The sequence below is a fragment of the Amycolatopsis albispora genome (assembly GCF_003312875.1).
Taxonomy (GTDB): Bacteria; Actinomycetota; Actinomycetes; order Mycobacteriales; family Pseudonocardiaceae; genus Amycolatopsis; species Amycolatopsis albispora.
The window spans coordinates 4,024,159-4,036,304 of the sequence record NZ_CP015163.1 but is presented as its reverse complement, the minus strand read 5'-3'; the positions used below and the strand labels follow the sequence as shown (position 1 = coordinate 4,036,304).

Sequence of the window (12,146 nt, the reverse complement as noted above, 5' to 3'; positions counted from 1 at the left end):
CGTCAGCCGCTGATGCGCAGGGCCAGGTAGACGTCGACCTGGTTGGTGAAGTCGGTCAGGTCGAGGCCGAGCAGCTCGCCCGCCCGGCCGATGCGGTAGCGCAGCGTGTTCACGTGGATGTGCAGCGCCTTCGCGGCGACCGCCGGCGAGCCGGAGGATTCGAGGAACACTCGCACGGTGTGCACCAGGTCGCTGTGCTGCGCGGCGTCGTAGTCCAGCAGCGGGCCGAGCACCCGGCGCCGGAGCGCGGCACGCAGCTCGTCGGAGACCCCGGCCAGCACCAGCCGGTGCACGCCGATCTCCTCACCGGGCACCACGGCCACCCGGTCCTCGCGGTTCGCCCCGATCTCCAGCGCGTGCACGGCTTCTTCGAGCGCACCGCGGACCCCGGTCAGCGCCGCCGGGCCGCCGACGCCGACCAGCACCCGTCCCGGCGGCAGCGCGGGTTCCACTGTGGACAGTGCGCGGCCGGCCGCGGCCGGCCAGTCGGACGGCCAGCCGTCGGCGGCGACCAGCGCGCACGAGTCGTCGCCGAACCGGCCGCGCAGCACCCGCAGCGGGTACCCGGCGAGCAGCTCGTCGAGCAGGTCACCGGCGACCGCGTCGCCTTCGGTGCGGGTGAGCACCACACGCACCGAGGTGTCCGGCGCCCAGCCCGCCGCGGCGAAGGCCTCGGCGAGATCACCGCCGCCGTTCAGCACCCGGAAGAGTGATCTTTCCGCCTCGGTCTGCCGGGCCGGGGTGCGCCGCCTGCCGATCAACGCGGCCACCTCGGCGGCGATCTCGTGCTGCTCGGCGGTCCAGCGCGCGGTGTCCCCACCGGCCACCAGCGCCCACGGCACGGTGCAGCCCTCACCGGCTGGGAGCACGGTGTGCCTGCTGTCCACCTCCGCGCCCATGCTGAACGCGGCGGCCAGCGGTTCGGCCTCGGGCAGCAGCAATCCGGTGCTCGCCACCACCCGGCCGGTGCCCGCCAGTATCCAGCACGGCACCCCCAGTTCGGTGGCGCCGAGCCGCAGCAACTCCGGCAGCGAAAGCTCGACCGCGTGCGCGGGCAGCCTGCCCGGCGGGGCCTCTCGATGGGCGGCCAGCTCCAGGACCACGCGCTCGACGATCACCGCGAACGACAGGTCGGGCGGCACTTCGAGCAGCGGGATGCGGTGGCGTTCGCAGGCTTCGATCAGGTCGTCGGGAATGCCGCCGGAGTCGGCACCCGACGCGGCCAGCGCCGCCGTGCCCGCCCTGGCCAGCGCCGCCACGAACGCCTCGGCGTCCCCGGGACCGCGCCACCACAGCAGGCCGGTGAGCACCAGCTCGCCCGCGGAGAGGTAGCGGCTGGGGTCCGGCAGCTCGGTGCCGTAGACCCGGGTGACCCGCCGGTCGAGCAGGTCGCCGCCGCCACGCAGGCGCAGGCGCAGCTCCGGTAGCTCCAGCAGAGTTTTCACCACGGTCATAGGTTTGTAGAAAAGCACAACATGCCGGTGGTTCGCTCACGGAGTTTCGTGTCCGGCCACCGTTGCCGAGCCGTTTCACCCGCTGTCTACTGGTGTATCCACCAAGAAGGGACGGGCTACCAGTGGAATTCCTGCGTCCGGCCACGCTGCCGGAGGCCCTCGCGGTGAAGGCCGAGCGGCCCGGCGCGGTGCCGATCGCCGGGGGCACCGACGTGATGGTCGAGCTGAACTTCGACCACCGCAGGCCCGAGGCGCTGCTGGACCTGACCGGGATCACCGAACTGGGTGAGTGGAGCACCACGAACGGCACCATCCGGCTCGGCGCCGGCGTGCCGTACACCAGGCTGATCGACGAACTGGGGAAGCGCCTGCCGGGGCTGGCGATGGCCGCGCGCACGGTCGGCTCACCGCAGATCCGCAACCGCGGCACGGTCGGCGGCAATCTCGGCGCGGCCTCGCCCGCCGGGGACACCCACCCCGTGCTGCTGGCCACCGGCGCCACCATCGAGGTGGCTTCCACGCGCGGGTCCAGGATGATCGCCGCCGACGACTTCTACCTCGGCGTGAAGCGCAACGCGCTCGAAGCCGACGAGCTGATCACCGCGGTCCACCTGCCGGACGCCAAGGCACCGCAGCAGTTCTCGAAGATCGGCACGCGCAACGCGATGGTGATCGCGGTGTGCTCGTTCGGTCTCGCGCTGCACCCGGAACGGCAACGCGTCGGCGCGGCGATCGGGTCGGCCGCACCCACCCCGCGGCGCAGCCGGGCCGCCGAGGACTTCCTGTCCGGCGAGCTGGCCGACGCCGGTTTGTGGGAATCTCCCGCACCACTGCGGGATTCGGTGTGCCGCCGCTTCGGTGAGCTGGTGGCCGAGGGCACCGAACCGATCGACGACGTCCGCGGCAGCGCGGCGTACCGCAGGCACGCGTTGTCCGTGCTCGCGCGGCGCACGCTGACCTGGGCGTGGCAGGAGTACCGAGCAGGGGAGCGTTCATGCGCGTGAACTTGACCGTCAACGGCGAGCAGCGCCAGGCCGACGACGTGTGGGAGGGCGAGAGCCTGCTGTACGTGCTGCGTGAGCGGCTGGGCCTGCCGGGTTCCAAGAATGCCTGTGAACAGGGCGAATGCGGTTCGTGCACGGTGTACCTGGACGCGGTGCCGGTGTGCGCCTGCCTGGTCGCCGCCGGACAGGCCGAGGGGCGCGAGGTCCGCACGGTCGAAGGGCTCGCCGACGGCGACCGGCTGGACCCGGTTCAGCAGTCCTTTGTGGACGCGGGCGCGGTGCAGTGCGGGTTCTGCACGCCCGGCCTGGTGGTGGCCGCGCACGACCTGCTCGCCCGCGTGCCCGAGCCCGCCGACGAGGAGATCCGCGAGGCGCTGGCCGGGAACCTGTGCCGCTGCACCGGGTACGAGAAGATCCTCGACGCGGTGAAGCTGGCCGCGACCCGAGGGGCGGGCGCATGAGCCGGATCGCCATCCAGGGGGTCGCGGTGTCCACTGTGGACGCCGAGGGCACCGATCACCTCGACGGCCACGTGGTGGTGGAGAACGAGCTGATCACCGCGGCCGGGCCGGGCCCGGCGCCGGACGGGGACTACGACGAGCGCCTCGACCTCGGCGGCCTCGGCCTGGTCACGCCGGGGTTGGTCAACACGCACCACCACCTGTACCAGTGGGCCACCCGCGGGCTCGCCGCCGACTCGACCCTGTTCCAGTGGCTGGTCGAGCTGTACCCGATCTGGGGCCGCCTCGACGCCGAGAGCACGCACGCGGCGGCCACCGCCGGGCTGGCGAAGCTGGCCCTTTCGGGCTGCACCACCGTCGCCGACCACCACTACGTTTTCCCGTCCGACTCCGGTGACCAGGTCGAAGCGCTGGTCGCGGCGACCGGCCGGATCGGGGTGCGCAGCCACATCGTGCGCGGGTCGATGGACCGCGGTGAGTCCGATGGCGGCCTGCCGCCGGACAACCTGGTCGAGGACACCGAGGCCGCGTTGCTTGGCACCGAGCAGGCGATCGACCGGTACCACGACACCGCGAAGAACGCGCACGTCCGGATCGCGGCCGGGCCGTGCTCGCCGTTCACCGTCAGCCGGGCGCTGATGACCGGGGCCGCCGAACTCGCGCGGCGCAAGGGCGTCCGGCTGCACACCCACCTCGCCGAAACGCTCGACGAAGAGGAGCAGTGCCTGGCCGAGGAGGGGTGCACCCCGGCCGAATACGCGGACGACATGGGCTGGCTCGGTGACGACGTCTGGCTCGCGCACACCGTGCACCTGGCGCCGTCGGCCATCGTGCGGATGGGGAAGACCCGCACCGGTTCGGCGCACTGCCCGACCTCCAACGGCCGTCTCGGCACCGGCATCGCGCCGGTGCGGGACCTGCTCGACGCCGGTGCGCCGGTCGGCCTCGGCGTGGACGGTGCGGCGTCCAATGAGGACGGTGGACTGGGGGTCGAACTGCATTCGGCGCTGCTGCAGGCGCGCCAGCGCGGCGGGCCGCAGGCGCTGACCGTGCGCGAGGCCCTGTGGCTGGGCACGATGGGCGGCGCGCGCTGCCTCGGCCGGGAGTCGGAGATCGGCTCGCTCGAACCGGGCAAGCTCGCCGACCTGGTGGTGTGGGATCTCGGCGGACTCGACCACGCCGGGATCACCGATCCGGTGGCGGCGCTGGTGCTGGGCAGCGCGCCGCGGCCGCATCGGGTGCTGGTCGGCGGGCGGACCGTGGTTTCCGCCGGTGGGCTGGAAACCGCCGCCATCGCGGCGATCGCCGGTGACCTGCGCAAGGTGAGCGCCCGGCTGAGGGAGGCGAGATGAGCACGTCCACCGAAACCGTGCCCGCCATCGAGGGCGGGATCGGCAGCAGCCCGCAGCGGCCGGACGGCACGGTCAAGGTGCGCGGGGAGTTCGCGTACTCGTCGGACCTGTGGCACGAGGATATGCTGTGGGGCGCCACCCTGCGCAGCCCGCACCCGTACGCGCGCATCCACGGCATCTCCATCGGCGAGGCGCTGGCCGTGCCCGGGGTGTACGCGGTGCTCACGCACGAGGACGTGCCGGGCGCCAACGCCTACGGCCTGGAGCACCCCGATCAGCCGGTGCTCGCCGTGGACGTGGTGCGCTACCAAGGGGAACCGGTGGCCGTGGTGGCCGCCGACCACCCCGAGACGGCTCGCCGCGCGATGGACCGGATCAAGGTCGACTACGAGGTGCTGGAGCCGGTCACCGACGCGGAGGCCGCGGTCGAGGGCGCGGGCCCGCGGCTGCACCCCGGCGGGAACGTGGTGCGCCACGTGCCGATCCGCCGCGGTGACCAGGCCGCCGAGGCCGCGGTGGTGGTGCGCGGGACCTACGAGGTCGGCATGCAGGACCAGGCTTTCCTCGGCCCGGAAAGCGGGCTCGCGGTGCCCGCCGAGGACGGCGGCGTCGATCTTTTTGTGGCCACGCAGTGGTTGCACGTGGACCAGCAGCAGATCGTCGCGGCGCTCGGCCTGCCGCCGGAGAAGGTGCGGCTGACCCTCGGCGGGGTCGGCGGCGCGTTCGGCGGGCGCGAGGACCTGTCGATCCAGGTGCACGCCTGCCTGCTCGCGCTGCACACCGGCAAGCCGGTGAAGATGGTCTACAACCGGGAAGAGTCGTTCTACGGCCACGTGCACCGGCATCCGGCGCGGATGTACTACGAGCACGGCGCCGACGCGGACGGGAAGCTGGTCTACGTTCGCGCGAAGCTGTACCTGGACGGCGGGGCGTATGCGTCCTCGACCGGCGCGGTGGTGGCGAACGCGGCCACGCTCGGCGTCGGGCCGTACGACGTGCCCAACGTGACCGTCGACTGCTGGGGTGCCTACACGAACAACCCGCCGTGCGGCGCGATGCGTGGTTTCGGCGCGGTGCAGGCGGGTTTCGCCTATGAGTCCCAAATGGACAAACTGGCCGAGGCGTGCGGACTGGACCCGGTCGAGGTGCGCGTCCGCAACGCGATGAGCGAGGGCTCGGTGATGCCGACCGGGCAGGTGGTCGACTCCGCGGCGCCGGTGGCGGAACTGCTGGAGCGCGTACGGGACATGCCGCTGCCGCCGGAGACGAGCTTCGACCTGCGGCGCATGCCGGGCGGCGTGTCCAACGCGACGCACGGCGAAGGCGTGGTGCGCGGGATCGGGTACGGCGTCGGCATCAAGAACATCTGCTTCTCCGAGGGCTTCGACGACTACTCGACCGCGCGCGTGCGGCTGGAGGTGGTCGGCGGGGAAGCGGTGGCGACCGTGCAGACCGCGGCGTGCGAGGTGGGGCAGGGGCTGGTCACGGTGCTGCAGCAGATCGTGCGCACCGAGCTGGGGGTGGACCAGGTGACCGTGTTGCCGATGGACACCACGATCGGCAACGCCGGTTCGACCTCGGCTTCGCGGCAGACCTACGTGACCGGTGGCGCGGTGCGGGCGGCGTGCCAGGCCGTGCGGGCTTCGCTGCACGAGCGCGTGGCGACGCCGCTGGTCGCCGACGTCAGCCTGGCGCAGGCGCTCGGGGACACGGTGCTCGAGGAGACCGTCGAATGGCGGCACCGGCCGACGCGGGCGCTGGACCCGGAGACCGGGGCGGGGCGGGCGCACGTGCAGTACGGGTTCGCCGCGCACCGGGCGGTGGTGGACGTGGACACCGAGCTGGGGCTGGTGAAGGTGGTGGCGCTGGACTGCGCGCAGGACGTCGGGCGGGCGATGAACCCGCAGGCCGTGCTGGGCCAGATCCAGGGCGGTTCGGCGCAGGGGCTCGGGCTCGCGGTGATGGAGGAGATCCAGACCGAGGGCGGCAGGATCCGGAACCCGTCGTTCACCGACTACCTGATCCCGACCGTGCTCGACATGCCGCCGATGGCGATCGACGTGCTCGAACGGCCCGATCCGCACGCGCCGTACGGCCTGCGCGGGGTGGGGGAGCCGCCGACCATCTCGTCCACGCCCGCGATCGTGGCGGCCATCCGGGCGGCCACCGGCCTGGCGCTGGAGCGGGTCCCGGTGCGGCCGGAGCACCTGACCGTGGAGCGGTCGCCAGCGCTGAGGTAGCGAACCGGTGTCCCGGTCCCTGGGCCGGGACACCGGTGCCGGACCGTCAGGCCATCGGCGAACCCGGGATCTCCCGGTAGTTCACGGACCCTCGGCGCGGGTCGAGCCGGGATAGGTGATGGTCTTCCCGAAGCACACCGACCACGATTTCGCGCCGACCCCGGACTTCGGGCGATCCCAGTCTTCCAGCACCTGGTGGCCGCTCGGCCGGAACAGGGAAACCGACACGTTCGCCTGGTAGAGGCTGGACTGGTTGTTGCGCACGATCACCGCCCCCTGCATGGCGTCCCCGTCCGGGGACTTCACCAGGCAGGTCTGCGCGAGCACCGACGGCGTGAGGTTCACGGTGGTTCCGCACGTCCAGGAGCAGGCGCGGGAAGTGATCGGATTTGTGTTCGCGTAGGCCTTCCAGGTGCCGGTGGCGGCCGCGGCGGGACCGGCGGTGGCCAGGCCGAGTCCCAGAACGACAGCGCCGATCGCGGTCGATCCCGCGAGAAATCTTCGGGTGCGTCTTAGCGCGCCGCGTCTGCGCCTAGGCCCAATGCCGGTCGGTTAGTTCGTGGGGTGGTCGGTAGCCTGCGGTTTGTGGATCTTGAGGTGGGTGGGCGGCTGAGCTTGGCCGATCAGGCCGCTATCGGTGTGCTGACCAGGACTTTTCCGGTTGAGCTGGTCGATCGGGTGATCGATCAGTATTGGCGGCGTGAGCAGCGGACGCGGGCGTTGCCGGCCAGGCTGGTCTTCTACTTCACGCTGGTGTTGTGCCTGTTCCCGCATGAGTCCTACCGCTCGGCGATGGCGATCCTGATGTCGGTGTTCGGTCGTGGCGGGCGGGGTTACCGGGTGCCCACGACCGGCTCGATCGGGGACGCCCGCCGCCGGCTGGGGGCGGGTCCGATGGAAACCGTGGCGCGGGCGGTGATGAAGCCCGTGGCGCAGCAGGAAACACGGGGTGCCTGGTATCGGGAGTGGTTGCTGACCGCGGTGGACGGGACCACCTTCACCGTGCCCGACACCGAAGACAACGAACGCGAGTTCGGCCGCCCGGGTTCCGGCCGTGGCGAGGGCAGAACGGCGTATCCGCAGATCCAGGCGGCGTGTCTGGTCGAGGTGGGCACGCATGCGGTCTTCGACGCCCGGATGGACGCCTATGCCGCCGGGGAGGCGATGCTGATCGAGGAGATGTTTCCCTCGCTGCGGCCGGGCATGCTGGTGCTGGCGGACCGGCACGTCTACTCGTTCCGGCGCTGGCTGGCGGCGGCGGCCACGGGTGCGGATCTGGCGTGGAGGGTGTCGGCGAACCTGGGGCTGCTGCCCGCGCAACGCCTGGGTGACGGGTCTTTCATCGCTGAGATCACCCCGCCGAAGTCCTCGGGGCAGCGGCCGTTCCGGCTTCGGGCGATCGAGTACACGCTGCCCGGTTCGCAGGAGGTCTACCGGTTGGTGACCACGGTCCTGGACCCGGTGCGGGCTCCCGCGGCAGAACTCGCCGCGGTCTATCACCAGCGCTGGGATATCGAGGGATTCTTCAAGCAGGTCAAGAGTGTCCAGCTTAACGAGGAGAAGATCTTCCGGTCGAAGTCGCCGGAGGGGGTGCGGCAGGAGTTCTGGGCGCATCTGGCGGTGCACTACGCCACGATGTGCGTGCAGGTGGACGCCGCCGGTCAGGCCCTGCTGGATCCTGACCGGCTCTCCCACAAGAACACCGTGCGTGTCCTCCGGTCCCGGATCTGGCGACCGGAGTCTTTTCCCCCTGCGCCACAATGATGATCACTACCGGCTGCTGCTGGCCGACGTCATCGCCGGGATCAACCCGCAACGCCGGGACCGGCGCTATCCCCGTGTGGTCAAAAGGAAAATGAGTAACTTCCCTGTCAAACGGGCAGAGCATCGACAGCAACACAAGGCCAGCAGGCCACCGACCTCAACAATCGCCATTGTCCCGCCCGCCACGACCGGACACCGCCGCCGACCAGCCAAGATCACCTAATCGACCGGCATTGCGCCTAGGCCGGGATGAGGGTCTTCGCGTAGGCGACGCACGAGTCGGAGGCGGCCGCCATGGGTTCGGTGTCTCGCATGGCTCGGCACAGCACGAACGCGCCTTCCAGGGCGTTGACCACGGCAAAGGTGAGCTTCCGCGCATCCGCCTCGCTCAGGCCGAACGCGGCGATGCCCCGCGTACCGGCCTCGATCCAGGCGGTGAACACGTCGGCCGTGGCGATTCGCAACTGCTCGTTCGTGCTCGCCACCTCCAGCGCCACCGTGGCGATCGGGCACGCGTCCGCGTACCCGGTCTCCACCAGCATCTCCGCCGCCGCCGAGAAGAACGTCTCCAGGCCGGTGACCAGGTCCGGCGCCGGCGCGATCAGTTCGTCGAGCAACGCGATGTAGGCCATGCCCGAGGTCCGGATGACCTCCTCGCCGAGCTGTTCCTTGCCACCGGGGAAGAAGTGGTAGAGCGAGCCGAACGGCGCGTTCGCCTCGGCCACGATCTGCTTCAGCCCGGTGCCAGTGTAGCCGTTGCGGCGGAACAGCTCGGCGCCGGCGGTCATGATCCGTTCCTTGGTGTTTCCCACCAGCCCAGGATACCGCTAGAGCGTTCTATCAAGAGCCGGTTCCCGGCTGCGCCCGCCGAACACCAGGTTCAGCAGCACCGCCGCCACGCACCCGGCGCTGATGCCGGAGTCCAGCACGGTCCGCACCGCCGACGGGAAGTGCTCGTAGAACCCGGGCGCGGCGATCGGGATCAGCCCGATGCCCAGCGCCGCGGCCACCACCGCGATGTGCACCGGCTGCTCGAACGACGCCTTCGCCAGCGTCCGGATACCGCTCACCGCGACGCTGCCGAACAGCACCAGCCCCGCCCCGCCGAGCACCGGCTGCGGCACCAGCGCGACGATGCCGCCCGCGATCGGGAACACGCCGAGCAGCACCAGCACCACGCCGCCCGCGGCGACCACGTACCGGCTGACCATCCTGGTCAGCGCCACCAGCCCGACGTTCTGCGCGAACGCCGTGGCCGCGAACCCGCCGAAGATGGTGCTCACCGCGGTGGCGATGCCGTCCGCGCGCAGGCCGTCGGCGATGGTGCGCGGGGTGGACGGCCGGTCGACGATCTCCCCGAGCGCCAGCATGTCCGCCGTGCTCTCCACCATGATCACGATCATCACGATGGCCATGGACACCACCGCCGCGATGTCGAAGGCGGGCGTGCCGAAGTGGAACGGGCTGGCGATGCCGAACGCCGGTGCCTCGCGCAGCGTCGCGGTGTCCACTTCACCGAGCGGCCACGCCAGCAGCGTGCCGGCGACCAGGCCGAGCAGCAGCGCGATCCGGCTGAAGAAACCCGGCAGGAACCGGGTGAACGCGAGCACCGCGAGCAGGGTGAACCCGGCCAGCAGCAGCCCGTGCCCGGTGGCCGAGTCCTGCTGGTTCGCGATCCACTTCACCGCGACCGGCAGCAGCGAGACGCCGATCAGGGTGATCACCGTGCCGGTGACCAGCGGCGGGAAGAACCGGGTCAGCCGGGAGAAGAACGGCGCGGCGAGCACCATCAGCATGCCGCCGATCATGGTGGCGCCGTAGACCACGCCGAGCGCGTTCTCCCCGCCGTGCTGCTTGACGATCGCCAGCACCGGCGCCACGGTGGCGAAGGTGACGCCGTTGACCAGCGGCAGCCGCGCGCCGAACCGCCAGAAACCCAGGGTCTGCAACAGGGTGGCCAGCCCGGCGGTGAACAGGCTGGCGCTGATCAGCAGGCTCAGCTCGCCGGGGCTCAGCCCGACGGCGGCGCCGATGATCAGCGGGGGTGCGACGACCCCGGCGTACATCGCGGCGACGTGCTGGATGCCGCCCGCGATCAGTTGCCCTTTGGACGGAATGGTGTCTACGGGATGGGTCATGGGATATCCACCTCGGCGACTTCTCCATCCCGCAGCACCGTGCCCTCGATCAGCCCGTACGGGCGGTCCGCGGCGAAGAAGACCTCGTTCTCGTTGGTCAGCCCGAACGGGCTCAGGTCGACCGGGAAGTGGTGCTTGTTCGGCAGCGAGAGCCGGATCTCGGCGATCTCGTCGCGGGCCAGCAGCACGGCCTCACCCATCGCGTACAGCGTCTGCTGCAACGAAAGGCTGTGCTTGGTGGCGAAGGTTTCCAGCAGGATGCGGCGGATCTCGCCGAAGGAGGTAGCCCAGTCACCGGTGCTGGAGCGGTGCCGCCAGCGCGCGGTGACCGCGGTGGCCAGGATGCGGTCGTCGGTTTCGGCCAGCGTGGTGTACCGGTCGCGGGGGAAGCCGTGGAACTCCGAGCCGGTGGACTTGAGCACGGTCAGCCCGGTCAGCCCGGACAGCACCCGGACGCGGTCGCCGTCGAAGGTGACCTCGGTGGTCCGGCGCTCGTCCCCGGACCGGTGGAAGGAGTGGTCGTGTGGTTCATCGCCGACGGTGATGCGCTGCCAGCCGTGTTCCTCGATCCGGATGCGCGCGCCGGTGATGTGGTCGAATTCGCCGGTGAAGTGCCTGCCCAGGCGCAGCGCGAAGTCCTCGATCTCGCCGACCGGCTCCTGCTTGGCGAAGGCGTAGACGGTGTTCTTCTGCGTGTCGGTGGCCACCACGTCGGCGTTGTCGCCGGTGAGGTGGGTGCGTTCGAGGTGCCCGCGGAGCGCGGTGGACACGGTGAGGTCGCGGAGGTGGTGCACCGGGCCCGAGCGCCGCACGGTGACCATCCGGACTTCGGCTTTGCCGTACTGGTTGGGGCCCAGGCGGATCGCCACGGCTCAGCTCCCTCGGTAGGTGGAGTAGGCGAACGGGCTGAGCAGCAGCGGCACGTGGTGGTGCGCCTGGGGATCGGTGATCCGGAAGGTCAGCGACACCTCGGGGAAGAAGGCGTCCGGGCCGAGGTAGGCGCCGGTGTCGAAGGTGAGCCGGTAGACCCCGGCGGGCAGGGTTTCCGGGCCGAGGTCGCGGATCCGGCCGTCGTCGTCGGTCCGTCCTTTTGCGACGATCTTGCCGCCGCCCTCCAGTACGACCTCGATGCCGGGCGCCGGGCGGCCGGTGGCGGTGTCGAGTACGTGCGTGGTCACCAGGCTCATGCGACGGCCTTTCCCAAGCGGAGTACGGCGATCTTGCTCAGTTCGCGCCCGGCCACCCCGATCTCCTCGGCCGGGTCGTTGTCCATTCTGGACTTGAGGTCGGCGAGCAGCTCGGCGCCGCTCCGGCCGCTCGCGCAGACCAGGTACACCCAGCCGAACCGCGCTTCGTACGCGGCGTTCGCGGCCCGGAACTCGGCGGCCGCCTGATCGTCCACTCCGGACTGTTCGGAGCGCGACCAGTCGGCCGAAGTTCCTTGCCCGGCGGGCTTTTCGCCGATTCTGGGGTGGTCGGCGATGGCGCGGTGCACCTCGTCGTCGGTGAGCGGATCGGCGGCCTTCGCCGCGGTGTCCAGCAGGGATTCGCGGTCGGCGTAGGGGCGCGCGGCCAGCACCGCGTCGGCCCAGCGCGGTACCGCGAGGCAGGACAGCAGCAGGTCGCGTGCTTCGGTGGTGGTGGCTTCGTTGAACCCGGCCAGATCGACAGTCACGGGCGGCTCCCGGGTCGGGGCGATGTGGTTGGGAGAAGGTACGTCGAGCTTCACCCGA

Annotated in this window: 12 protein-coding genes; 5 read left to right on the top strand and 7 right to left on the bottom strand. The window is 71.1% G+C overall.

The window, feature by feature from the left end; genetic code table 11:
- Positions 1–2: 2 nt before the first annotated feature.
- Positions 3–1,454 carry a helix-turn-helix domain-containing protein gene (locus A4R43_RS18795; RefSeq protein WP_113693527.1) on the bottom strand — a complete coding sequence of 484 codons (1,452 nt, stop codon included), beginning with the start codon at positions 1,452–1,454 and terminating at the stop codon, positions 3–5.
- Positions 1,455–1,576: 122 nt separating this feature from the next.
- Between A4R43_RS18795 and A4R43_RS18790 the strand changes: the two genes are divergently transcribed.
- The 4 genes from A4R43_RS18790 to pucD are packed head-to-tail and all read left to right on the top strand — an operon-like array spanning position 1,577 to position 6,511.
- On the top strand, positions 1,577–2,458 hold the full coding sequence (locus A4R43_RS18790) for an FAD binding domain-containing protein (RefSeq protein WP_113693526.1): 882 nt from the start codon (positions 1,577–1,579) through the stop codon (positions 2,456–2,458).
- Complete coding sequence (locus A4R43_RS18785; RefSeq protein ID WP_113693525.1) at positions 2,449–2,919, top strand: (2Fe-2S)-binding protein; 471 nt, start codon at positions 2,449–2,451, stop codon at positions 2,917–2,919. Before A4R43_RS18790 ends, A4R43_RS18785 begins: the two co-directional genes overlap by 10 nt.
- Positions 2,916–4,271: an 8-oxoguanine deaminase gene (locus tag A4R43_RS18780; protein ID WP_113693524.1), complete on the top strand. Its 1,356-nt coding sequence runs from the start codon at positions 2,916–2,918 to the stop codon at positions 4,269–4,271. Before A4R43_RS18785 ends, A4R43_RS18780 begins: the two co-directional genes overlap by 4 nt.
- Positions 4,268–6,511: a xanthine dehydrogenase subunit D gene (gene pucD / locus A4R43_RS18775; RefSeq protein ID WP_113693523.1), complete on the top strand. Its 2,244-nt coding sequence runs from the start codon at positions 4,268–4,270 to the stop codon at positions 6,509–6,511. Before A4R43_RS18780 ends, pucD begins: the two co-directional genes overlap by 4 nt.
- Positions 6,512–6,592: 81 nt before the next feature.
- Here the strand turns inward: pucD and A4R43_RS18770 are convergent, their stop codons facing one another.
- Positions 6,593–6,856, bottom strand: a complete 264-nt coding sequence (locus A4R43_RS18770; protein ID WP_113693522.1) for a hypothetical protein — start codon at positions 6,854–6,856, stop codon at positions 6,593–6,595.
- Between the two features lie 240 nt (positions 6,857–7,096).
- Here A4R43_RS18770 and A4R43_RS18765 point away from each other — a divergent pair, with 240 nt between their 5' ends.
- The gene (locus A4R43_RS18765; protein ID WP_162788513.1) at positions 7,097–8,275 is read left to right on the top strand and encodes an IS4 family transposase; all 1,179 of its coding nucleotides are present in this window, start codon (positions 7,097–7,099) and stop codon (positions 8,273–8,275) included.
- Positions 8,276–8,514: 239 nt separating this feature from the next.
- On the opposite strand, the gene A4R43_RS18755 is transcribed toward A4R43_RS18765, so the two are convergent.
- The 5 genes from A4R43_RS18755 to uraD are packed head-to-tail and all read right to left on the bottom strand — an operon-like array spanning position 8,515 to position 12,088.
- Complete coding sequence (locus tag A4R43_RS18755; protein ID WP_472240951.1) at positions 8,515–9,087, bottom strand: TetR/AcrR family transcriptional regulator; 573 nt, start codon at positions 9,085–9,087, stop codon at positions 8,515–8,517.
- A 15-nt stretch (positions 9,088–9,102) separates the two neighbouring features.
- Positions 9,103–10,413 (bottom strand): nucleobase:cation symporter-2 family protein, encoded by a 1,311-nt coding sequence (locus A4R43_RS18750; protein ID WP_113693518.1) that lies wholly within the window; start codon positions 10,411–10,413, stop codon positions 9,103–9,105.
- The gene (gene pucL, locus A4R43_RS18745; RefSeq protein ID WP_113693517.1) at positions 10,410–11,282 is read right to left on the bottom strand and encodes a factor-independent urate hydroxylase; all 873 of its coding nucleotides are present in this window, start codon (positions 11,280–11,282) and stop codon (positions 10,410–10,412) included. The genes A4R43_RS18750 and pucL overlap by 4 nt, the downstream gene beginning before the upstream one ends.
- 3 nt (positions 11,283–11,285) lie before the next feature.
- Complete coding sequence (uraH, locus tag A4R43_RS18740) at positions 11,286–11,600, bottom strand: hydroxyisourate hydrolase (protein WP_113693516.1); 315 nt, start codon at positions 11,598–11,600, stop codon at positions 11,286–11,288.
- Complete coding sequence (uraD, locus tag A4R43_RS18735) at positions 11,597–12,088, bottom strand: 2-oxo-4-hydroxy-4-carboxy-5-ureidoimidazoline decarboxylase (protein WP_113693515.1); 492 nt, start codon at positions 12,086–12,088, stop codon at positions 11,597–11,599. Before uraD ends, uraH begins: the two co-directional genes overlap by 4 nt.
- Positions 12,089–12,146: the final 58 nt, after the last annotated feature.